This is a genomic window from Arthrobacter echini, from assembly GCF_004803505.1.
GTDB classification, from domain to species: domain Bacteria; phylum Actinomycetota; class Actinomycetes; order Actinomycetales; family Micrococcaceae; genus Arthrobacter_D; species Arthrobacter_D echini.
On record NZ_SSWH01000007.1, the window covers coordinates 110,489 to 132,668 of the forward strand.

Annotated in this window: 18 protein-coding genes; 9 read left to right on the plus strand and 9 right to left on the minus strand. The window is 69.0% G+C overall.

Annotated features, from left to right (window positions below; all coding sequences use genetic code 11):
• Window positions 1–41: 41 nt before the first annotated feature.
• The 5 genes from rph to E8P82_RS09525 all read left to right on the plus strand — a co-directional run bounded on the left by rph (window position 42) and on the right by E8P82_RS09525 (window position 3,952).
• Window positions 42–830: a ribonuclease PH gene (gene rph / locus E8P82_RS09505; RefSeq protein WP_136454374.1), complete on the plus strand. Its 789-nt coding sequence runs from the start codon at window positions 42–44 to the stop codon at window positions 828–830.
• On the plus strand, window positions 823–1,458 hold the full coding sequence (rdgB, locus tag E8P82_RS09510) for an RdgB/HAM1 family non-canonical purine NTP pyrophosphatase (RefSeq protein ID WP_136454376.1): 636 nt from the start codon (window positions 823–825) through the stop codon (window positions 1,456–1,458). The genes rph and rdgB overlap by 8 nt, the downstream gene beginning before the upstream one ends.
• Before the next feature lie 88 nt (window positions 1,459–1,546).
• Window positions 1,547–2,230, plus strand: a complete 684-nt coding sequence (locus E8P82_RS09515; RefSeq protein ID WP_246021176.1) for a DedA family protein — start codon at window positions 1,547–1,549, stop codon at window positions 2,228–2,230.
• The gene (locus E8P82_RS09520) at window positions 2,227–2,913 is read left to right on the plus strand and encodes a GNAT family N-acetyltransferase (RefSeq protein WP_211096845.1); all 687 of its coding nucleotides are present in this window, start codon (window positions 2,227–2,229) and stop codon (window positions 2,911–2,913) included. The genes E8P82_RS09515 and E8P82_RS09520 overlap by 4 nt, the downstream gene beginning before the upstream one ends.
• Window positions 2,914–2,959: 46 nt before the next feature.
• Window positions 2,960–3,952: an exonuclease domain-containing protein gene (locus tag E8P82_RS09525; RefSeq protein WP_136454378.1), complete on the plus strand. Its 993-nt coding sequence runs from the start codon at window positions 2,960–2,962 to the stop codon at window positions 3,950–3,952.
• Between the two features lie 39 nt (window positions 3,953–3,991).
• Here the strand turns inward: E8P82_RS09525 and E8P82_RS09530 are convergent, their stop codons facing one another.
• Both E8P82_RS09530 and E8P82_RS09535 read right to left on the minus strand, forming a co-directional pair.
• Window positions 3,992–4,906 (minus strand): SDR family NAD(P)-dependent oxidoreductase, encoded by a 915-nt coding sequence (locus E8P82_RS09530; RefSeq protein ID WP_136454380.1) that lies wholly within the window; start codon window positions 4,904–4,906, stop codon window positions 3,992–3,994.
• Window positions 4,907–4,946: 40 nt separating this feature from the next.
• On the minus strand, window positions 4,947–5,972 hold the full coding sequence (locus E8P82_RS09535; RefSeq protein ID WP_136454383.1) for an ADP-ribosylglycohydrolase family protein: 1,026 nt from the start codon (window positions 5,970–5,972) through the stop codon (window positions 4,947–4,949).
• Between the two features lie 77 nt (window positions 5,973–6,049).
• Between E8P82_RS09535 and E8P82_RS09540 the strand changes: the two genes are divergently transcribed.
• The 4 genes from E8P82_RS09540 to E8P82_RS09555 all read left to right on the plus strand — a co-directional run bounded on the left by E8P82_RS09540 (window position 6,050) and on the right by E8P82_RS09555 (window position 11,957).
• On the plus strand, window positions 6,050–7,228 hold the full coding sequence (locus E8P82_RS09540; protein ID WP_136454386.1) for an exonuclease SbcCD subunit D: 1,179 nt from the start codon (window positions 6,050–6,052) through the stop codon (window positions 7,226–7,228).
• The gene (locus E8P82_RS09545) at window positions 7,225–10,290 is read left to right on the plus strand and encodes an AAA family ATPase (RefSeq protein ID WP_168796540.1); all 3,066 of its coding nucleotides are present in this window, start codon (window positions 7,225–7,227) and stop codon (window positions 10,288–10,290) included. The genes E8P82_RS09540 and E8P82_RS09545 overlap by 4 nt, the downstream gene beginning before the upstream one ends.
• A gap of 69 nt (window positions 10,291–10,359) precedes the next feature.
• Complete coding sequence (locus tag E8P82_RS09550; protein WP_136454390.1) at window positions 10,360–11,688, plus strand: MFS transporter; 1,329 nt, start codon at window positions 10,360–10,362, stop codon at window positions 11,686–11,688.
• A gap of 86 nt (window positions 11,689–11,774) precedes the next feature.
• Window positions 11,775–11,957, plus strand: coding sequence for a hypothetical protein (locus E8P82_RS09555; RefSeq protein WP_136454392.1), 183 nt, complete (start codon window positions 11,775–11,777; stop codon window positions 11,955–11,957).
• 32 nt (window positions 11,958–11,989) lie between these two features.
• Here the strand turns inward: E8P82_RS09555 and E8P82_RS09560 are convergent, their stop codons facing one another.
• From E8P82_RS09560 to E8P82_RS09590, 7 genes are all read right to left on the minus strand, one after another.
• Entirely contained in the window at window positions 11,990–12,787 is a 798-nt protein-coding gene (locus tag E8P82_RS09560) for an alpha/beta fold hydrolase (protein ID WP_136454395.1), read from the minus strand.
• A 93-nt stretch (window positions 12,788–12,880) separates the two neighbouring features.
• Window positions 12,881–13,801: an oxidoreductase gene (locus E8P82_RS09565; protein ID WP_136454398.1), complete on the minus strand. Its 921-nt coding sequence runs from the start codon at window positions 13,799–13,801 to the stop codon at window positions 12,881–12,883.
• A gap of 112 nt (window positions 13,802–13,913) precedes the next feature.
• The gene (locus E8P82_RS09570) at window positions 13,914–14,387 is read right to left on the minus strand and encodes a MarR family winged helix-turn-helix transcriptional regulator (RefSeq protein ID WP_136454399.1); all 474 of its coding nucleotides are present in this window, start codon (window positions 14,385–14,387) and stop codon (window positions 13,914–13,916) included.
• A 31-nt stretch (window positions 14,388–14,418) separates the two neighbouring features.
• On the minus strand, window positions 14,419–17,742 hold the full coding sequence (locus E8P82_RS09575; protein ID WP_136454402.1) for an efflux RND transporter permease subunit: 3,324 nt from the start codon (window positions 17,740–17,742) through the stop codon (window positions 14,419–14,421).
• A gap of 50 nt (window positions 17,743–17,792) precedes the next feature.
• Entirely contained in the window at window positions 17,793–19,286 is a 1,494-nt protein-coding gene (locus E8P82_RS09580; protein ID WP_281275789.1) for a malate:quinone oxidoreductase, read from the minus strand.
• A gap of 111 nt (window positions 19,287–19,397) precedes the next feature.
• Window positions 19,398–21,116 (minus strand): ABC transporter substrate-binding protein, encoded by a 1,719-nt coding sequence (locus tag E8P82_RS09585; protein WP_246021178.1) that lies wholly within the window; start codon window positions 21,114–21,116, stop codon window positions 19,398–19,400.
• Window positions 21,117–21,293: 177 nt separating this feature from the next.
• Window positions 21,294–22,028: a fasciclin domain-containing protein gene (locus E8P82_RS09590; RefSeq protein ID WP_136454405.1), complete on the minus strand. Its 735-nt coding sequence runs from the start codon at window positions 22,026–22,028 to the stop codon at window positions 21,294–21,296.
• Between the last annotated feature and the right edge of the window lie 152 nt (window positions 22,029–22,180).

Consider the following 22,180-nt stretch of genomic DNA (forward strand, 5'->3'; position numbering starts at 1 on the left):
TGAACGGGGTCCCGCGCCGGGCCCCGTCTAGACTGGAAATCATGACCTCCGCGAACTCCTCACCGGCAACCGATCCCGGCACTGCATCCCAGCCACCGCGCGCGGACGGCAGGACGCCGGACGAACTGCGCCCCATCAGCATCACGCGGGGCTGGTCGAAGCAGGCCGAGGGCTCCGCCCTGATCGAGTTCGGTGACACCCGGGTCCTGTGCACGGCGTCGTTCACGGCCGGTGTGCCCCGCTGGCTCAAGGGTGAGGGAACTGGCTGGGTGACCGCCGAGTACGCCATGCTGCCCCGCGCGACGAACACGCGCTCGGCGCGCGAGTCGGTCAAGGGCAGGATCGGGGGTAGGACCCACGAGATCTCCCGCCTGATCGGCCGGTCGCTGCGCTCGGTCATCGACACCAAGGCTCTCGGGGAGAACACCATCGTCCTCGACTGCGATGTCCTCCAGGCCGACGGCGGCACCCGGACCGCCGCGATCACGGGCGCCTATGTGGCCCTCGCGGACGCCATCGCCCACGCGAAGGAGAAGAAGCTGATCCCGGCCTCGGCATCGCCGCTGACCGACACCGTCGCCGCGATCAGCGTGGGCATCATCGACGGCGTCCCCATGCTCGATCTTCCCTATGTCGAGGACGTCCGCGCCGAGACGGACATGAACGTCGTCGTCACCGGCTCGGGGGCGTTCGTCGAGGTGCAGGGCACGGCCGAGGGTGCACCCTTCGACCGTGCCGAGCTCGATGCCCTGCTGGACCTGGCACTGCAGGGGACATCCCGGCTCGCCGAGATCCAGCAGGATGCCCTCGGGGACTCCCGGAATGGCTGATGCCGCGCAGCCCCGCCTCGTGCTGGCCACCCGGAACGCCGGCAAGCTGCGTGAGCTGCGCGACCTGCTGCGCGGCACGGTGCCCGGGCTCGACGTCGACACCCAGGTGATCGATGCAGCGGCCGCCGGCGCTCCCGACGTCGTGGAGAGCGGCGTGAGTTTCCAGGAGAACGCGCTGCTCAAGGCCGAACAGACCGCCCGGGCCACCGGGCTCGTCGCCGTCGCCGACGACTCGGGCCTTGCCGTGGACGTCCTCGGGGGCGCACCCGGCATCTTCTCCGCCCGGTGGGCCGGTACCCATGGTGACGACACCGCGAATCTCGAGCTCCTGCTCGCCCAGCTCGCCGATATCCCCGCAGAGTATCGGGGAGCCGGCTTCGTCTGCGCTGCGGCGCTGGCTCATCCGCCCGACGCCGCAGGCAGCAGCCACGTCGAGAGCGGCCGGCTCGACGGGCGCCTGCTGGGTGCTCCGCGGGGGACCGCAGGCTTCGGCTACGACCCGATCCTCGTCCCGAAAGGGCTCGACCGCAGCTGCGCCGAACTCTCCCCCGAGGAGAAGAACGCGATCAGCCATCGTGGCATCGCCTTCAGGGCCCTGCTGCCCCACCTGGTCCGCGCGCTCGCCTGAGCGTCAGCCAACCCCTCTGACACCACCACCCGTCAGGGTCCACCGCAAGCCGGCCGTCGCACAGGACGCCCGAAGAGGAAGACACATCGTGAGTTTCACCCAGGCAGTCGGCACATTCCAGGTCGCCACCACGACGACGTCGGACGGCTCCTCCCTCGGCGGCGTCGCGGACTGGGCCGTCGGTCTGATGGAGACCATCGGCGCGCCCGGCGCAGGGCTGGCCATCGCCCTCGAGAATCTCTTCCCGCCGCTACCGAGCGAGGTGATCCTTCCCCTGGCCGGGTTCACCGCGAGCCGCGGGAACTTCTCCCTCGTCGAGGCGATCATCTGGACCACGCTGGGCTCGGTCGTCGGAGCCCTCGCGCTCTACGCCATCGGTGCCTGGCTGGGACGGGACCGCATGCGCCGCCTCGTCTCGAAGGTACCGCTGGTGGACCTGGAGGACGTCGACCGGGTGGAGGCGTGGTTCGACCGGCACGGGTACCGCGCCGTCTTCTTCGGCAGGATGCTCCCGATCTTCCGGAGCCTGATCTCCATCCCGGCCGGTATCGAGCGCATGCCCGTGGCGAAGTTCCTGCTCCTCACCACTGCGGGCAGTCTGATCTGGAACTCGATCTTCGTCCTGGCGGGTTTCTACCTGGGCGAGAACTGGGGGGTCGTCGAGGAGTACGCCGGGATCTTCCAGTGGATCGTGATCATCGCCGTCGTCCTGTTCCTCGGCTACTTCGTGGTCTCGAAGATCCGCGCACACCGGCGGAAGCGGGCCCAGTGAGCGAACCGCACGAGTACTCCGGTGCACCGGAGTCGCTGATTCGGATCTGGCCGCTCTTCGGGCTGGTCATCACCACGCCGCGGCTCGTCCTGACCCCGGTACGCGACGAGCACCTGCCGGAGCTGATCGACGCGGCGCTGAAGGGCATCCACGATCCCGCCGAGATGCCCTTCAGCGTGCCCTGGACCGATGCGCCCCCGGATGCCCTCACCGCCGGGACCGCCGCGCACGTGTGGCGGACCAGGGCAGAGGTCGCAGCCCAGGCCTGGACGATCAGCTTCGCCGTCCTGCACGAGGGACGCGTGATCGGCCTCCAGGATCTGATGGCCCGCTCCTTCCCGCTGCTGCGCAGGGTGCACTCCGGCTCCTGGCTGACCAGGCAGGTCCAGGGCAGGGGACTGGGTACCGAGATGCGCGCCGCGGTGCTGCAGTTCGCGTTCGACCACCTGGGCGCGACGTCGGCCGTGTCCGAGGCGGCGGACTGGAACCGGGCCTCGCTCGGGGTCTCACGCCGCCTCGGGTACACCCCGAACGGCACCACGCTGATCGAGGCCCGCCCCGGAGAGACGGAAGTGCAGCAGCATCTCGTCCTGTCCCGCGAGGACTTCGTCCGGCCTCGCTGGGCGGCGGGCTACCGCGGCGTGGAGGCAGCGCGGGAACTGCTCACTGGTGGCGCGGTGTAAGCGCCGAGGATGAGGGAACCGGTCGGGAACCCGGTAAAGTAGGGGCGTGGGAATCACGTTCACGGCCATCGACTTCGAGACAGCGAACGGGTTCCGCGGCTCACCCTGCGCCGTCGGCCTGACCAAGGTCAGGGACGGGCGGATCGTGGAGGAAGCCTCCTGGCTCATGCGGCCACCTGCCGGCCACGATCATTTCGACTCCCGGAACATCGCGATCCACGGCATCACCGCGAGGATGGTCGAGGATGCCCCGCGCTTCGGTGAGCTCTTCCCCGAGATCGGCGGATTCATCGGCTCGGACGTCCTCGTGGCACACAATGCCGCCTTCGATCTCGGCGTCATCCGCTCCGCCCTCGAGGTGTCATCACTCCCCGGGCCGGCCTGGGACTACGCCTGCACCGTGCTCCTCTCCCGCCGGAGCTACTCCCTGCCGTCCTACTCGCTGCCCTTCGTCGCGGAAGCCGCCGGAGTGCCGCTGCTCAATCATCACGACGCCGTCGAGGACGCCCGCGCGTGTGCCGGCATCATGATGGACATCGCGGCCCGCTTCGACGCCGCATCCGTCGAGGAGGTGCTGGAGATCCACAGCCTCCCGCTGTCGCGGTCCGAGCAGTACGCTCCGGGGGTCGATGACGTCTCGAAGGCCACCCGGACCGCCCTGGGCCGTGCTGCGACGTCGACCGGCTGGTCGGGCTGGCCCGAGGAGGGCCTGAACCCGAGTCCCGACACGCAGGCGGACCCCCACCATCCGCTCTACGGCCAGACCGTGGTCTTCACCGGAACCCTCGGCATACCGCGTCCGCAGGCGAAGCAACGAGCCGCGCGGCTCGGCGCCCAGCCGGCCAGTTCGGTCACGCGACGCACCACGATGCTGGTGGTGGGCGACGGCTTCGTCGTCGCCGACCTGCGCCACGGACGGGTCACCGGAAAGGTCCGGCGTGTGCTGGAGCTGAAGGAGCGCGGCCACTCGATCGACGTCCTGTCGGAGGACCAGTTCCTGCAGCTGACCGGCGTATCCGCACCGTCGGGCGGACGATAGCCCGTTCTGCACTGACGCTCGAGATCCCCACAGGAACACTCAGAAGCGCAGCTCGATGCCGGTGAGACGCTCCGAGAGGTCGATGAGCCGGGACGCGGCGTTGCTGTCGCGGGCATGGCGCTTGACCGGGACCAGGGTGGGCCGGCCCTTCAGCTGGAACCAGCCGGCAGGCCCGCAGTAGGCGCCGTTGGGGATCGACCGGTCGGTCACCGCCCGCACCAGCGGCCAGGCGCCGTCGTCCTTGCCCTGGGCCACGGTCGACATGGCGCGCTGCTGCCACCCGGGCGCATCCTTGTGTGCCGCGACGCCGGGGCGGTCGGGGGTGAGCATACCCACGGCGAAACCGGGATGAGCCACCACGCTCGTGGCGCGGCTGCCGGTCAGTTCGAGCCTACGCGCGAGCTCGAGACCGAAGGCCGTGACAGCCAGTTTCGAGGTCGCATACGCCTGGGCGTTCCGGTACGACGACGGCTGCAGGGACGACGGCGTCAGCCTCGCCCAGCGGTGACTGATGCTCCCGAGGTGGGCTATGCGCGCACCTGCGGCGGAGAGGGCGGGCAGCAGCTGGGCGATCAGCGCATAGTGACCGAGGTGGTTGGTGCCGAACTGCAGTTCGAAACCGTCCGCCGTCGTCTGCCGCTCGGCAGAGCCCACCACGCCGGCGTTCGCCAGGAGCCCCGAAAGTGCCCCTCCCGCCGTGATCGAGCCCACGGCGGCCCGGATGGAGGAGAGGTCGGCGAGATCGAGCTCCTGGAAGGCGACATCGGCCTCCGGGTACCGCCCACGGATGGCACTGATGGCCCGCTCCGCCTTGTCCTGGCTGCGCGAGGCCATGACGACGCTCGCTCCGGCTGCGGCGAGCTGCTCGCAGGCGAAGTAGCCCAGACCCGCGTTGCCGCCGGTGACGAGGATGCGCCGGCCTGAGAGGTCGGGGAGTTCGCGTGGATTCCACATGCTCCCCAGCCTAGAGGCACGCGGTCCGTCCCCGGTGCACTCAGGTGCCCGTCGTCGCGGCCAGAAGCTTCCGCGCCATCGTGCGGACGACCTCGGGTGTGCCGGGGGAGGAGAGGTACGCGGACGGCAGCGCCGCGGTTCCGTGGAGAGCACCCAGGACACCGCCGGTCAGCGATGCCGCTATGACAGGTGAGGCATCCGCGGCGCCGGGAGCGACGGCCCGGGCGAGCGCCGTCGCCATCTGCTCATCGGGAGAGTCCGTCGCCGCCGTGCCCTCCCGTACGGCCTGCAGGGCGGCAGCCAGCGTCCCGGCCGCTGTCGGTGCTGCCGCAGGTCCTGCGGGAGCGGCTGCATCGCGTGTCGGACCGGGACCGTCAGGGGCACGGTCACCGAGTGCTGCGGTGAGGGATCCGCCCTCGATGACGAGGGAACGGATGATGCCGCTGTAGGCCGCGGCGGGCTCCGTGGCCCCGGTGCCGCCGTGGGTGAGTGCTGCGGCGTCGAGCGTGAGCCGCTCGACCATGGTCGCGGGGATGCGCGGGACGAGGCCGAAGGGGGCCGAGCGCATCAGGGCCCCCGGTCCGGTCGACCCCGCATTCAGGGGCCGGGCCCGCGTGCCCATCTCGCCCGAGAGAAGTGCGCGGACCGTGTCCTGGTCCGGGTGCTCCGCAGGCGGCAGATCGGGCTGCAGGTCCAGCCACCGTGGCGGCGGCGCGGGAGCACTGGCCGGAGGATGTTCGCCCTGGTGGTCCAGCCAGCGCAGGTACGCGAGCCACAGGCAGGCCGTCTCGTCGGCGGCGACGCCGTCGTTGGCCCACTCGAGGGCCTCGATCAGGCCGTCGGTGCTGTAGAGCGTCAGGGAGGTGGCATCGGAGACCGCGAGCGGAGCCGGATCCACGAACGCAGCACGGGGATCACCGCCCGTGGTGTGGAGCAGCCCGTAGGCGTCTCCTGCCATGATCCCGAGGAGACATCCCAGGACCCGGTCCTCGTAGCTGGTCGGCGCCGGCTCGGCCGCGCCCTGATCGGTGGTGGCGGTGCTGTCCGCCCGGCTGTGGTTGGTCACCTCCTCAGTCTAGGGAGCCTGCCGGTCCCGGGGCCCTGGTTCCGCGAATGTCATGGAGCGGCGGTAGCGTGAAATGCATGAGGATCCTCCACACGTCGGACTGGCACCTGGGCCGCTCGTTCCACGGCACGGGCATGCTCGATGCGCAGCGGATCTTCATCGACAATCTGGAGAAGACGGTGCGCGAGGAGCAGGTCGACGTCGTTCTCGTGGCCGGGGACGTGTACGACCGCGCGCTGCCGGCCGTCGACGTCGTCGCCCTGTTCGATGACGCGCTGGAACGATTGACGGGTGCCGGCGCGCAGATCGTGATCAGCAGCGGCAACCACGACTCGGCCACACGACTCGGTTTCGGAGGGCGCATCCTCGCCCGGGGCGGAGTCCACCTGCGGACCCGCCTCGAGGATGCCGCACGCCCGGTGACGTTCCCGCTCGGCCCCGAGGCCGAACTGGCCGTCTACGGCGTGCCGTACCTGGAACCCCGTATGGTGGCCGGAACCCTGCAGGCCAAGAACCCGACGCATACCGCCGTCATCGGCGCCGCACTCGAGTCGGTCCGTACCGATGTGCGGTCCAGGGGCGGAGAGGGCCGAATCGTGTCGATCGTCATGGCGCATTGCTTCGCGGCCGGGGGAGCGGGCTCCGACAGCGAACGCGACCTGGCCATCGGCGGGCTGGGAGCTGTTCCCGTGGAGCTCTTCGACGGCTTCGACTACGCGGCCCTCGGCCATCTGCACGGTCGGCAGCAGCTCTCGGAGACGGTGCGCTATGCGGGTTCTCCCCTGGCCTATTCCTTCTCCGAGGTGCATCAGGACAAGGGAGGCTGGCTCCTCGACGTCGGGGCCGAGGGCATCACCGCGGTCCGCTCCGTGCACTGGCCGGCCGCGCGTGCCCTGGCGGTCCTGCGTGGAACACTGGCCGAGGTGCTGGTGCGCGAGGACCTGGAGTGGGCACGGAACGCGTACTGCCACATCACGCTGACCGACCCCGAGCGCCCGGCGCGTGCCATGGAGCGCCTGAGGGAACGCTTCCCCGATACCCTCGTGCTGGCGTTCGCGCCCGAGGGCGGCGCGGCTCCGGATGCCCGCAGCTACGGTCGGCGCATCGCCGATGCACGGGACGACGCCGAGATCTGCAGCGGTTTCCTGGAGCACGTGCGCGGCAGGAAGGCCTCCACCGAGGAAGTCGCCCTGATCCGCTCGACGGTCGACACCGCGCTGAGTCTGGCGCACGAGAGCCAGGTGATCCTCCCGTGAGACTCCACCACCTCGAGCTCCAGGCCTTCGGGCCGTTCGCCGACCGCCAGCAGGTGGACTTCGACGCGCTCTCGAGCCAGGGCCTGTTCCTCCTCAACGGTCCCACGGGCGCGGGGAAATCGAGCGTGCTCGACGCCGTCTGCTTCGCCCTGTACGGATCGGTACCCGGCGTGCGCCAGGGCGCCAAGCGGCTCAGGAGCGATCACGCTGCCGCGTCGGTCGCGCCCGAGGTCATGCTCGAGTTCTCCACCGCCGATCGTCGCTTCCGGGTGACCCGCTCACCCGCCTGGGAGCGGCCGTCACGGCGGGGGAGCGGCACGACCACGGAGCAGGCCCGGACGCTCCTCAGTGAACTCGTCGGGACCCGCTGGGTGGACAGATCCACCCGGAACGACGAGGCGGGACTTGCGCTGCAGTCGGTCCTGGGCATGGACAAGGAGCAGTTCACCAAGGTGGTGATGCTCCCCCAGGGAGAGTTCGCGGCCTTCCTGCGCGCCGACGCCACCTCCAGGAGGGAGCTGCTGCAGCGACTGTTCTCGACGACGCGCTTCGAGGACCTCGAGCGATTGTTCGCGGAGCAGAGTCTTCGGCTCTCACGTGACGTCGCAGAGCAGGAGGGCAGGCTGGATCGACTGCTGCAGCGCGCGGTCGACGAGGCAGAACGCCATGGTCTCGCAACCGATGCCGAAACGGTGTCCACGGACGTCGACTCGCCGACCGACCGGGCGGCGTCCATGGACGCCCTCGTGGCTGCGGTGCGGAGCCGACGGGACACCGTCGCCGAGGAGCACATGGCTCTCCAGGAACAGAGTGTGCTCGCCGACGGCGCTCTGGCCTCGCTTTGCGGCAGACGCACGCGCCACGGGTTGCTCAGCTCTCTTCGGCAGCAGCAGCGTGAGCAGGATCAGCAGGCGGCGGGGATCGCGACGATGAGTGAGGCCCTGCGCCGTCATGACAGGGCGCAGTCGCTCGCCGCTGATCTGCGCCTCGACGAGGAGATGAGAGCGGGCGTCGAGCATGCCGCTGCAGCACACGCTGCCGCCCTCGAACGGACCCGCGACAATGGCACTGCTCTGAAGTACCTCGAGGCGGATCCCGCTGGGCCGGGCGCCCCGGAGCTCTCCGGTGAAGCACTGACCGGGGCCTGTGCCGCCTCGGCTGCTGCGCTGGCCGTCCTGCGGGCGGCGCTTCCCGACGAGCAGCGGCTGCTCGGGATCCGCTCCGAGATCCGGACACTGGGTTCGAGTATCGATGATCTCGATGATCGGGTCCGGGACACCACCGAGGCGCTGGCCCTCGTCCAGCGCCGGCGCGCGAGCGATCTCGACAGTCTCGTCCCTCTCCGCAGGGCAGCCGAGGGCGTCCCTCGGCTGCGTGCCGAGCGGGACGCCGCAACCGCCGCCGAGCAGGCGGTACAGGACCATCGGTCGGCGCAACTACGCCGCACTGCAGCCGACGAGCGTTTCCGGGAGGCGTCCGAGCACTTCCTGACCCTCAAGCAGCACTGGCTGTCGATCCTCCAGCGCAGGCTCGAACAGGCAGCGGATGAACTGGCGGAGCACCTCGTGGACGGCGAGCCGTGTCCGGTCTGCGGCAGTCCGGACCACCCGGACCCCGTGTCCTCGTCCGGCGGGGAAAGGGTCACGCTGGATCAGGAGCAGTCCGCACGCAGGGATCAGGACGACGCGGAGGCCGCGATGCACGCGGCGCGGGACGTGCGCGAGTCCGTGCTGCTCCAGCTCGCGGAGTTCGGAGCGGCCATCGGCGAGCTCACCCCCGAGCAGGCGGCGGAGGCAACCCGGGCCGCGGAGCGGCGGCTGGACGAGGCCGAGGCCGCGGATGCCCGGTCCGCGGTGGTCGAGGAGAACGTGGAGCGGCTCACGCAGGAGGCCGAACAGCGGGCAGCCGAAGTCGAGGACCTGCGCGAGCGACGGAACGATGCAGGGTCACGCCGCTCCTCGCTGCAGGAGCTGGAGGCCGAACTGGAGCTACGCCGCGCCGGACTCCTGGCAGGTGCGCCTTCCCTGGCCCACCGGATCGAGGACGTCCAGGGCGCTTCGGAGGACCTGGCCGCGCTCCGGTACGCGGAGGAGACACTGAGCCGCGCCCGCGCCGATCACGCAGCCTCGCGCCGGCGGCTCGAGGAGGCCCTGCGCGAGACCCTGTTCGACTCCGTCGACGAGGCTCGCACCGCGCTTCTGGCGGTGGAGCACCGTGACCGGATCGAACGATCGATCAGGGAGCACGAGGTCACCGGGCACCGCCTCGACGCGGCATGGGACGACGACGCGGTGCGCGAGGCTCTCGCCGAGGAGCAGGCGGGTCTGCGGGCGCCGACCGACGAGGAGGAGAGAGTCGCCGCGGACAGCGCCGACGACCAGCGCGCACGGGCGCAGCAGGCCGGTATCAGTGCAGAGGTCCTGGCGCACTCGGTGACGCAGCTCGAGGCGTACTCGCGCCGGCTCGCAGACCTCGAACGGGCGGTCGGCCCCCTCCGCGAACGGGCCCGCCTCGTCAGTGCGGTGGCGGAGACAGCACGCGGCGCCGGGGAGAACGCCTACAGGATGCCGCTGGCGACCTACGTCCTCGCCTCACGCCTGGAGCAGGTGGCAGCGGCCGCCACCGAGCGGCTCGTGGAGATGTCGGACGGGCGCTACCAGCTCGTCCACAGCGACGCACGGGCGGGCAACAGGAGATCCGGTCTCGGGCTGAACGTGATCGACGGATGGACGGGCAGCAGGCGGGACACCTCCACGCTCTCGGGGGGAGAATCCTTCATGGCCTCCCTCGCCCTCGCCCTCGGGCTCGCCGACGTGGTGCAGCAGGAGGCGGGGGGCCTGGACATCGAGACGCTCTTCATCGACGAGGGTTTCGGGTCCCTCGACGAGCAGGCACTCGAGCAGGTCATGGATGCTCTCGAGGGTCTGCGCAGCGGCGGCCGGGTGGTGGGGCTGGTCAGCCACGTACCCGAGATGAAGCAGCGCATCGGTGCGCAACTGCAGGTCGTGAAGGGACGGCAGGGATCGGTTCTTCGTCTCGTGGACGAACCGGCCCGGGTGTAAACTTGGGATGCTACGGGTCGGGCGCATCGGGAGGAGGGACGATGCGCGTCGAATGGACCCGGAAAGCACATGTACAAGAATCCTTCACCAGTCTCCTCCGAGCACCCGACCCCTGATCCGAGGGGACGGGATACAGCACCTGTCCGGCGTTCGCGCCTCGGCAGGTTCGGCGTTCTGCCCCGACTCGCAGGGTCCTCCTTCCTCGTCATCGGCTTCTTCGCCAGGCTTCCGCTGGCGATGCTCACCGTCGGCGCTCTGACGCTGGTCACCACCGCCAGTGGCTCCTACGCCGCCGGTGGGTTCGCGGCCGGCGCCGTCGGCCTCGGCTCCGCGCTGGGAGCACCACTGCTCGGGTTCCTCGCCGACAGGCTGGGCCAGCGCAGCGTCCTGCTGGTCTCGGCAGTCCTGAACACGCTGGGTATCGCCGCCCTCGTGGTCGTGACCCTGCTGACCGAGGACTTCAGCTCCGGTGCGCTCGCTGTGGTCCTGGTCTCGGCGTTCGCGATGGGGTTCACCTGCCCGCAGATCGGCCCCCTGGCCCGGGTGCGCTGGATGGCCATGACGCGGCGCCGTCCACGCACCGTGCTGGACACCGCCCTGTCCTACGAGGGGACCGCGGATGAGCTCACTTTCGTCCTCGGGCCCGCGCTCGTGGGTCTGCTCGCGAGCCTGATAGCTCCGTGGCTGCCCCTCGCCGTCGCCGCGGTCCTCACGATCACCCTCGTGAGCGCCTTCGCCGTCCACCCCACGGTCCTGCACAGCGACGCGCGGTCGAGCCCGTCCCATGACGATGACACCGACGATCCCGAGGTTTCGAGCGCGGCGTCCAGGCGTGTCCGCACGGTGTTCGTGCTGCTGCCGGTGGCCGGCATGCTGGCGATGGGAACGTTCTTCGGTTCCACGCAGACGTTCCTCACAGCGTTCCTGGGGCAGTTCGACGCCGCCGAGTCCGCGGGCCTGGTCTACGCCACCCTGGCGCTGAGCTCGGCGTTCGCGGCGCTCTCGGTGGCGTACTGGCCCGAGAGGTTCGCCCACACGCGGCGCTGGATCGTCTCGGCCGTCGGGATGACCGCGGCGGCCTCGGCACTCGCCCTCCCGGGCGGGATCATCGGCATGATGGTGGTGCTGTTCGTCCTGGGGATCTTTGTCGGACCGACCATGGTCACGATCTTCTCGATCGGTTCGGTGGTCGCTCCGCCCACCGGACTGGGCACCGTCATGACGATGCTCGCGAGCGGGATCGTCGCCGGCACTGCCCTCGGCGCCGGTCTGGCGGGAGCGCTCGCCGAGACCTCCGGCGCCGCGGCCGCCTCGATCGTGCCACTCGGAGCAGCAGCAGCCCTGCTCCTGCTCGGCGGCGTGGCAGCCGTCGCGCTCAGGAAGGTCTCCCGCGACTGAGCTGAGCAGTGGCTGTCCATCCCCATGTCAGGAGCATAGGATCGATGCGGATTCACAGTGCAGAAGGACACGATGCGGGAGGCGACATGAGTACCGAAGGCACACAGCACCAGGGCGAGGACGACGCGGACAGGCCGGAGGGGAACGAGCCGGACGGGACGGGGCCCGAGGGCACCATCCCCGTCAGCGACGACGGCGTTGCCGCAGCCTCGAGCGACGAACCGAGCCACTTCAACCCCGAGGAGGACGAGGGCGGCTCCGAGCAGTAGTCGGCGGAGTCCGTCGTCGGGAACGTAGCCCGCTACGCGAGGAAGTCGAGCGCAGCGAGCTTGAAGGTCCTCGAGGTGATCGCGCTGGCGTGGGTCCTGCCCGGAAGGGTCATGATCCTGGCGTCCGGAGCCGACTGAACGAGGTCGTCCAGACCGAGAGCGTACGGGTCCTGGTCGCCGGCGACCAGGAGCACCGGCATCCCCGGCACGGCATGATGCGGGTCGAACGGCTCGGTCTTGATCGCCGAGACCATAGCCAGGAGCGAGGGCAGATCATTGTCCGGTCCCAGCCGGGCCATCCGCAGCAGATCCACGGTGATCCCGTCGTCGGGCTCGGGCCCCCCGGCAAGGAAGCGCTCGGCACCTGCCAGGTCGAACGTCGCGAGCGGGTCGCCCGCACCCGGCCCACCGAGCACCATGCGCCGGACGAACTCCGGTTGGGTGGCACCGAACTCCCAGGCAAGCCGCGAACCGAGCGAGTAGCCGATCACGTCCACGCCGGAGGACGGCTCGTTTTCACGAAGCGGTCGCACGCGCTCGTCGGCCAGCATCTGGAGGATGTCCGCGCGCATCCGGCTCGGCGTGTAGGCGCCGGCATCGGCGGGCGCCGCGCTGGCGCCGTGCGCCGGGAGATCGATCATGAGCACGTTCCGGCCCGCCTCGTTGAGGATCCGCACCCACCCCGTGTCCACCCAGTTCTGCTCCGACGACGACCCGAAGCCGTGCAGGAGCAGCACCGGTGGTGCCGGGAGAGCGTCGGGGGCGTCGCTGCGTGACATGGTCAGCTGGGGGTCGTTGCCCTCCACAGTGTGTACGGGGTGATGATCCATGCCCTCATCGTAGGGCCGGCGGGACGCCTCGCCCGCCTCGTGCCTGCACCATGTCGGAGCAGGACCCCGGCGTCGGTGCGCTGCCGGACACACTCACCCCGCCGGCTGCAGGGCCGCGTAGTCCACACCGGTCAGTTCGACGCTCCGGTTCCACAGCCGCACGGCGATGTCGCGATCGAGGACGCGCGTGGCCGGTGCCACCAGGCGCGGGGCGCCGCGCGTCTCACCGGGACCGGAGGGACCGTAGTAGTCTCCGCCGTGGACCTCCGGTGAGGTGGCCGCGTAGAGCGTCGGCAACGCCCCGGCGGCGTCGGACTGCGTCAACCGCTTGAAGAGGTTACCGACGACGTCGAACACGGCCGGAGTGTTCATGCCCGCGGTCAGATTCGTGTTGGCCACGCCAGGGTGTGCGGCCACGGAGGTCAGCTCCCATCCCGCGTCCCGCGCGCGCCGGTCGAGTTCGACCATGAAGTACAGATTGGCGATCTTGCTCTGCCCGTAGGCCTTCCAGCGCCGGTAGCCATGCTCCGACTGCAGATCGTCGAAGTCGATCCGGCCGCGCTTGTGGGCGAGGCTGGACAGCGTCACGACGCGCGCCGATCCGGCCTCCCGCAGGTGCTCGAGCAGGAGCCCGGTCAGAGCGAAGTGTCCCAGATGATTGGTGCCGAACTGCAGTTCGAAACCGTCGGAGGTCGTGCCCTTGGGTGTCGCCATGATGCCGGCGTTGTTCACCAGTACGTGGAGTGGTCCGCTGAAAGCGGCGGCGAACTCCCTGATGGATGCCAGGCTCGCCAGGTCGAGGATGCGCATCTCGACCTGATCGCTGCCGGTCCGGGCGCGCACGCGTTTCTCGGCCTCGCGTCCGCGCTGTTCGTCGCGGCAGGCAAGCACCACCTGCGCTCCGGCGCGGGCGAGCCCGATCGAGGTCTGGAGCCCGAGACCGCTGTTGGCGCCGGTGACCACCACCCGCATGCCGGTCAGGTCGCCGATCGCATCCGCTGTGAAGCCACTCATCGAATTCCTCTCGCCTGGCACGCCCTGCCCGGACGGGTGCTGCCCGCCCGACGTCGAGGAACGCCGCCCGTACCAGCATAGGGTCGGGCGGGGAGCCGCTGCACGTCGATCGTCACCGGCCCAGGCGCGCGCTGATCCTGTCGGTCAGCGACTTCAGTTCTTCCATCTCGCCGGCGTCCAGGATCGGACCCAGCACCTCCTGGATACGATGCACGTGGGCGGATCCGATGCGTCGCTGCAGTGCTCGTCCTTCATCCGTCAGGGCCACCTCGACCCCGCGCTGATCGCTCCGGGCCGGCCGCTTCTGCAGCAGGTTCTTGGCCTCCAGGCGATCGACCATCCTGCTCAGACTCGGCTGGCTGATCAGCAGGTGATTGTTCAGTTCGTTCAGGCGGGTCCAGCCGGCGGGACGGCGGGTCAGATTGAACAGGACGTCGTACTCGGCGATCGGAAGCTCACCGAACGCGGGGTCCTGCCGGATGCGGCGCATCAGGGACACCTGTGCCCTGAAGAGCGACTCCCAGGTCTCCGCCGACTGGCGCACCGACGGCGTACCGTCCTTCGGACTGTCCGGTTCAACCACCATGTCCGACATCCTCCTCCTTCGATCCGCTTCGTCAGGCCGCACCGGCGGCAGTGCGTCGCAGGGCACGGTCCTCGCGGCGGCCCTCCACGAGCCTGTAGAGCACCGGAACGAGGATCAGCGTCAGCGCCGTCGACGAGATGAGCCCCCCGATGACGACGACGGCCAGCGGCCGGGAGATGAATCCACCCTCACCGGTCAGTCCCAGTGCCATCGGGATGAGCGCGAAGATCGTGGCGAGGGCCGTCATCAGGATGGGGCGCAGCCTGCGCCGTGCTCCCTCGCGGATGGCCTCCGCGACCCGCAGTCCGGGGACACCGTCCCGCGGCAGCCGGTACTGGTTGATCAGGTCGATGAGCACGATCGCGTTGGTGACCACGATACCGACGAGCATCAGCATGCCGATCAGCGACGGAAGACCGAGCGGGATCCCCGTGATCAGCAGCAGTGCGATCGCACCCGTCGCGGCGAACGGGATGGACACCAGCAGGATCAGCGGCTGCACCAGGCTCTTGAAGGTCGCCACCATGATCACGTAGACAATGGCGATGGCAGCCCAGAGCGCGAGGAACAACTGCCCGAAGGACTCGGCCTGCTCGGCCGTCGCCCCGCCGACGGTGGCTTCGGCGCCGTCGGGCAGGTCGATGCCCTCGAGCCGGTCCGTCACGGCGGTCGACAGCGTGCCGAGGTCGTCGTCGACGGGAGTGATCGATACCCGTGCGGTGCGCTCACCGTCGGAGCTGGTGATCGTGAGCGGAACCTCGACCTCCTCGACCGAGGCGACATCCGTGAGGGGAATGGGCCCCTGGGCTGTAGGCAGCTGGAGCGTGCGCAACTGCTCCAGGCTCGTGATCTCCGTGCCCTCGCCGACCAGGACCGGGAAGTCGTCGGCGTTGAAGCGGACGCTCCCGGCCGGAATGGGGCTGATGCTCCCTCCGAGCAGTGCTGCGATCTGTCCCTCGGTCAGGCCGGCTTCGACGGCTGCCGCACGATCGACGTCGATCTGGACCTGGGGCTGGGCCGCCGAGAGGTTGCTCGTGATCTCTCCGGTGCCGTCGAGGCCTTCCATTCCCTCGAGGACGGCGGCATTGGCGGCGTCGAGGGAATCGGGGTCGGGGGCGGTGATGTCGATGTCGATGGTGCTCGCGATGCCCAGGCCGCCCTCCTGGCCCGCCACCGTGATCTCACCGGCTCCCTCGAGCTCGTCGAGTTCCGCGCGGATCGAGTCCTGCAGCGCTTCCTGGTCGGCCTCCTCGTCCGTGATGACGGTGAAGGATGCGACGGACGACCCGCTCGAGAACTGGGCGGCGAAACCACCCTGGGCGTTGCCGATGGTCAGCTGCACGTCCTGGACCTGCGGATCATCCGCCAGGATCTCCTCCGTCCGGCTCGCCGCCTCCTCCGTGGTCGCGAGACTGGATCCTGCCGGGAGTCGCTGCGTGATGGACAGGGAGTTCTGTCCGGACCCGCCCAGGAGGTTCGTCGGCAGGAACGGCACCATTGCTGCCGTGGCGCCGAGGACGATCAGTGCCGCGACCAGGGTGATGACGGGGTGGCGCTGGGTCGTGGTCAGGATCGGCAGATATCCGCGCTGGAGCACGGACGGCCGGTCCGCGGGCGCTGCCTCGTGGGCCCCGTCGTCCTGGGCGTCGGCGGAGTGGCGCCCATGATGCGAGGCCGATACCGCTGTCGCTGCGGCCGGTTCCGCCGATGCTGCGGGCGCTTCTGCAGGGGAGGAGGTCGACCGCGGGGAGGATGTCCGCGGCAGGATCCAGTACGCCAGTACCGGGATGATGGTCAGGGAGACCGCGAGCGAGGCCAGCAGTGCTATGCCCGTGGTCACCGCGAAGGGCCGGAAGAGCTCGCCGGCCAGGCCGCCCACGAAACCGATGGGCGCGAAGACGGCCACGGTGGTCAGCGTCGACGCGGTGATGGCGCCGGCGACCTCGCGGACCGCGGTGAGGATGGCCTGCCGCTTCTCCTCCCCGTATCCGAGGTGGCGCTTGATGTTCTCGATCACCACGATCGAGTCGTCGACGACACGGCCGATGGCGATGGTCAGCGCCCCGAGCGTGAGCAGATTCAGCGAATAGCCCGCGACGGAGAGCCCGATGAATGTGATGAGCAGGGACAGGGGGATCGAGATCGCGGTGACGATCGTGGAGCGTACCGAGAGCAGAAAGATGAGGATCACGAGCACGGCGAAACCGAGCCCGAGGATCCCCTCCGTCGTCAGGTCGTCGATGCTGCTCTCGATGAACGGCGCCTGGTCGAAGACCACCGTGATGTCGGCAGCGTTGCCGAGCTCCGCCTCGAGCTCGGGGACGAGGTCCGTGATCTGCTGGGAGATCTGCACGGTGTCGCCGTCGGGCACCTTCGTCACGGTCAGTGCGAGGGTCTCGACGCCGTTGGTACGCGTGATCGAGGTGGGGGCATCGTCGGCCAGCGACACGTCGGCGACCTCGCCGATCGTCACGATCGGTGCGGGCGCGGGTGCGGGCTCGGGATCTGCCGGGAGCTCGGGTACCCCGGACGGCGGCACCGCTGGGGAGTCCGGGGTACCCGTGTCGGGCGCGGCCGGCGGCGTGCCGGCGTCGCCGGAGGGACTCCCCGATTCCGCGGGCAGGACCGGCAGCGCCGCGATGTCCTCCAGCGACCCGATCCGGCTGCCCGCCTGGATGGTCAGGGAGCGGGGGTCGTCCTCGAGGGTACCTACCGGGAACAGAGCACCGTTGTCCTCGAGCGTGCTGGTGAGATCACCGACGGTCAGTCCCGCGTCCTCGAGGGCGCCGTCACGGGGCAGGATCGCGACGTGCTGGGTGCTGCCGCCGGAGATGTCCGCGGTTCTGACGCCCTCGATCTTCTGCAGGCGGGGGACCGTGAGCCGCGCGAGGTCGCCGTTGAGCTCGCTGAGGGACTCGTCCGAGGACACGGCCATGAAGACGATGGGCAGGTCGTTGACGCTGCCCGCCAGTGACTGGGGCTCGACGCCGTCGGGCAGTGCCGGCCGGACAGCCGAGATGGCCCGGTCCACCTGGGCGCGTGCCCGGTCCAGGTCCGTTCCGTACACGAAGACGAGATTGACCGTCGAGACGCTGGTGCGGGACGTCGACGTCGAGGATTCAAGACCCTCCACTCCGCTGAGCGCGGCCTCCAGCGGTTCGCTGACCTGCTGGTCGAGGTATTCCGGCGATGCTCCTGTCACGGTGGAGAGCACCGTGATCTGGGGGAACTCCAGTGAGGGGATGAGTTCCTGTTTGAGTGACCCGAGCGTGATGAACCCGAAGACCGACGCCAGGATCGTGATGAGCGCGATCAGGGCGCGATTGGCAAGGGATAGCTGAGCCAGACGGAACAAGAGGAACCTGCCTTAGGTGCTGACGGTGGCCTGGCCGGCTCCGCCGCGAGTTACTTGAGTTTGAGGACCGAATTGGTCAGCGACTGGACTTCTGCGGCCAGGCTCCGATTGTCGTTGAGTTTGACGCCGTACCCGGGCAGCATCTCCTTGAGCTTGGGCTCCCAGGCGGAGAAGTTGCGGGGGAAGCATCGCTTCAGGAGTTCCACCATGATCGGTGCGGCCGTGGAGGCTCCCGGCGAGGCGCCGAGCAGGGCGCCCACCGATCCGTCCGAGGAGGTGATGACCTCGGTGCCGAACTGCAGGATGCCGCCCTTCCCGGGCGCCTTCTTGATGACCTGTACACGCTGGCCGGCGGTGATCAGTTCCCACTCGTCGCCGTCCGCCGACGGGATGAACGCGTTGAGGGCCTCGTTCTTCGCGTCGCGGTTCTTGAGCACCTCGGTGACCAGGTACTTCGTGAGGGCCACATTGTCCTTGGCGACCGCGAGCATGGGGACGAGGTTCGACGGACGGATGGACCCGGGAAGATCGAGGTACGAGCCCTCCTTCAGGAACTTGGTGGAGAAACCGGCGTAGGGGCCGAAGAGGAGGGAGCGCTCGCCGTTCACAAAGCGCGTGTCCAGGTGCGGTACGGACATCGGGGGAGCCCCGACGGACGCCTGCCCGTACACCTTCGCATCATGCTGATCGACGATCCCGGGATTCGTGCTGCGCAGGAACTGACCCGAGACGGGGAAGCCCGCGAATCCCTTGCCCTCCGGGATGCCACTGCGCTGCAACAGGTGGAGGGCGCCCCCACCGGCGCCGATGAAGAGGAACCTGGTGGTGACCGTGGTGGTCTCGCCCGAGGCCCTGTCCTTGACCTTCACGTCCCAGCGTCCGTCGGAGGCACGCTCGACGTCGAGCACGTCGAAGCCGAAGTGGAGATCGACGCCCGTCCCCTCCAGGTAGCTGGTGAGCTGGCGTGTGAGGGAGCCGAAGTCGACGTCGGTGCCGCCCTCCACACGGGAGGCCGCAACCGGCTGCGACGGGTTGCGTCCCTTCATCAGCAGCGGAGCCCACCCGGCGATGGTGTCCTGGTCCTCGCTGAACTCCATCGTGCTGAACAGCGGTTGCGGCTTGAGCGCCTCGTGGCGTCTGCGCAGGTAGTCCGCGTTCGCCTGACCCCAGACGAAGCTCATGTGGGGGACCTGGTTGATGAAGGTACGGGGATCGCCCACGTGTCCCTCGGACACCATGTGGCTCCAGAACTGGCGTGAGACCTGGAACTGCTCGTTGATGGCGACGGCCTTGGCGGGATCCACGGAGCCGTCCGGACCGGCGGGGGAGTAGTTCAGCTCACACAGTGCGGAGTGCCCGGTACCCGCGTTGTTCCAGGGGTCGGAGCTCTCGAGGCCGACGACGTCGAGCCGTTCGAACAGGGAGATGTCCCACTCGGGCTGGAGCTGACGGAGGAAGGACCCGAGTGTGGCGCTCATGATGCCGCCGCCGATCAGGACGACGTCGGTTGTCCTGGCGGGGGTGCCCTGCTTGTTCTTGATCAAGAGTCTCTCCAGTCACGAGGTACTAGCAGACAAAGCGTAGCCTCTGGCGGTGACCTTGTTTAAATCATCCCATGCACCCCGTGAGCAGGCCACGGAGCACAGCGGCGGGTCTCACCCGGAGGGCGCCGGTTCCGGTTCCACGTCGGCAAGATCGATCCTGTTGAAGACCTCGTGCATGACGGGACTCACGGGGTAGCTCAGAACGCGTGGACTCATCGCCAGAGCGGACACGGGCAGGGCCAGCGGTACGGCGGGAAGCCGGTCGGAGATCTGCGCGCTGATGTCGGCATAGGCATCCCGGCGCTCCTGGCCGGCAGGAAGACCGCGCGCGCGGGTGATCTTGCTCACCAGCTGTGGGTCGTCGTAGGCGAACTCGTCGCTGTAGGTGCCGAAGAGATCGCCGGTGAAGTTGTCCGGATCCTGATAGGTGCCACTCCAGCCCAGGAGGTGGAACGCCCGGTCGCCCGGCTGCTGGACGGCGTCGACGTACCCCTCGCCCCAGTCGATCGGCACCGGCCGGATGTTGAAGCCCGCCGCCACGAGCTGCCTGCTCAGCTCGGCGTATGCCTTCTCGGGCGAGGGCAGGTAGGGCCGGGAAACGGAGCGCGGGTAGTAGAAGGGAAGCTCCCTGCCGTCGTAACCGGCGTCGTCGAGCAGGTCCCTGGCGAGCTCGGGATCATAGGAGTAGTCGGTGACGGTCTCAGTGCTGATACCGAGCTTCTCGGGAAGGAACTGCGCGGTGCTCCTCGTCCCGTCGAGGAACCGGCCCTCGATGAGCGCCGGCTTGTCGATCGCGTGCGCCACGGCCTGGCGGAAGAGCGGGTCGTCCACACCGGGGAAGTCCTGGTTCATCCCGAGATACAGCACCGAGTAAGGATCCCGCTGGAGGAACTGGAAGCCGTTGCGGGCCAGGTCCACGGCGCTGTCGACGGAGATGAAGTCGTAGCCATCGATGCGCCCGGAGGTGAGGGCACGTGCGCGTGAGTTTGCATCGGGGATGGTGGTGAAGACCACGCGGTCCACCTCGCCGCGCTCGCCCCAGTAACCGTCGAAGGAGTCGAGTCGCACCTCACCGGGTTGCCAGGACACGAGTTCGAACGGTCCGGTGCCCACCGGCGCTGTGGCGAATCCCGAGGTGGGAACGCCGCTCCTGCTCGGGTTCAGCTCCCCCGTCCGGTTCGCGGTGAAGGCGGCGGGGGAGCCCATGGCGAAGCCAGGGGCAGCCAGCGCAGGGATCAACGAGGTCGTTCGGCGGGCGAGCTGGAGGGTGAGCGTGTACTGCGATGTCGCCGTGCACCCCTCGTAGAGGCTCAGCTCGGGCTGGTCCGAGAATGCCCTGAAGACTCTCTCGAAGGCCAGCAGCGGTCCATCCTGCCGGGCAGCAGGGGGCAGGGTGTACCAGCGATCGAAGTTCGCGCAGACGGCAGCTGCATCGAAGGGTTCTCCGTCCTGGAAGAGAACGTCCTCCCGGAGTGTGAACTCGTACGTCCGACCGCTGTCGCGCTCTTCCCATGACTCGGCGAGGAGGGGCGTGGGCTCGGAGGTGAGCGGGTCGACGCCGACCAGGCCCTCCATCAGCTGGCGTGTCACGCGGTACGACTCGGTGTCGTTCGCGAGCGCGGGATCGAGGGTGAACGGATCAGCGGCCGCACCGAACGTGAAGGTTCCCGGATCGCCTGCGGCCGAGCTGCTGGCGACCGGCTGCGGCGAGACCTCCGCCGCGGTGCACGACACGAGGGCGAGGGAGGCAACCAGCGCGGCTCCGGTCAGGACCCGGCCCGGGGAACGCCCCGCACGGTGCCCGGGACAGCGCGCGGCAGCAGTGTTCACGGGCGGATTCTCCGATGGGCATGGTGGCTGAAGACCCCAGTGTAGGTGATGGCTCTGATCATTCAGCCCTGCGACGCAGGGGTCCGTCCGACGACGAACCCCCTCTTCGCGCGGATGAGGGGGTTCGTCATACATCCCTGGACCGCGTTAGAGGTTCGGACCAGGGAAACCGGTGGACTAGCTCGTGGGGGGCATCAGAACCGCGTCGATGAGGTAGACGACGGCATTGGAGGTCTGGACGCCTCCGCAGACGACACTGGCATCATTGACCATGAGCTCGTCCCCGGAACCGCTGACCTCGACATCCTCGCCCTGGAGTGTGGTCTGGGTGGTTCCCTCTATGTCGGCGGGCTGGATCATGCCCTCGACGACGTGGTACGTCAGGATGTTGTTCAGGCCCTCGGTGTCGGTCTCCAGTTCCGTGACGGTCTCTTCCGGCAGTGCCTCGAAGGCCGAGTCGACCGGAGCGAAGACCGTGAACTCGCCGCTGTTGAGGGTGTCGACGAGATCGACATCGGGATTGATGCCACCGGAGATGGCGGCCGTGAGCTGGCTGAGGATCGGATTGTTGGACGCTGCATCGGCGACGGGAGCGAGTGCCATCCCGTCAACGGAGGCATCACCTTCCGGATTCTCGGCTGCATAGTCATCGCAGCCCGGGCCCACGAGGTTCGCTGCGGGATCCATCATGGCGTCGGCGGAGGCCGACGGCTCCATGCCGGCCATCCCGGTCTCCGTTGGCATGCTGCTCTCGGGAGCCATGGAGGTCTCCGGAGCCATGCTGGTCTCGCTGGCCATGCTGGTCTCGGCGGCATCGGATGCCGTGTCGTCCCCACCGCAGCCTGCAAGGCCGAGCATCGAGATTGCGGCGATTCCGAGGATCGAGAGATTCCTGCGCTGTGTGGTTGCCATGTTCATTTCCTCCATAGATGCGACCCGGCGGCTGCCGGCGGCCCGTGACGTGCGGTGGAACACATCGTGACGATGTCTCACAGCTCATTCGGGTGATCGACGCCGGCGGATGGGTTCAGGAACGCAGAAAGAGAAAAATCGTCGGAGCACGT

Excerpts from the sequence above, each read along its gene's own strand:
- rph (WP_136454374.1), top strand. The coding sequence starts at position 42 with ATGACCTCCGCGAACTCCTCACCGGCAACCGATCCCGGCACTGCATCC.
- E8P82_RS09590 (WP_136454405.1), bottom strand. The coding sequence starts at position 22,028 with ATGGCAACCACACAGCGCAGGAATCTCTCGATCCTCGGAATCGCCGCA.
- E8P82_RS09570 (WP_136454399.1), bottom strand. The coding sequence starts at position 14,387 with ATGGTGGTTGAACCGGACAGTCCGAAGGACGGTACGCCGTCGGTGCGC.
- rdgB (WP_136454376.1), top strand. The coding sequence starts at position 823 with ATGGCTGATGCCGCGCAGCCCCGCCTCGTGCTGGCCACCCGGAACGCC.
- E8P82_RS09560 (WP_136454395.1), bottom strand. The coding sequence starts at position 12,787 with ATGGATCATCACCCCGTACACACTGTGGAGGGCAACGACCCCCAGCTG.
- E8P82_RS09530 (WP_136454380.1), bottom strand. The coding sequence starts at position 4,906 with ATGTGGAATCCACGCGAACTCCCCGACCTCTCAGGCCGGCGCATCCTC.
- E8P82_RS09555 (WP_136454392.1), top strand. The coding sequence starts at position 11,775 with ATGAGTACCGAAGGCACACAGCACCAGGGCGAGGACGACGCGGACAGG.
- E8P82_RS09550 (WP_136454390.1), top strand. The coding sequence starts at position 10,360 with ATGTACAAGAATCCTTCACCAGTCTCCTCCGAGCACCCGACCCCTGAT.
- E8P82_RS09565 (WP_136454398.1), bottom strand. The coding sequence starts at position 13,801 with ATGAGTGGCTTCACAGCGGATGCGATCGGCGACCTGACCGGCATGCGG.
- E8P82_RS09540 (WP_136454386.1), top strand. The coding sequence starts at position 6,050 with ATGAGGATCCTCCACACGTCGGACTGGCACCTGGGCCGCTCGTTCCAC.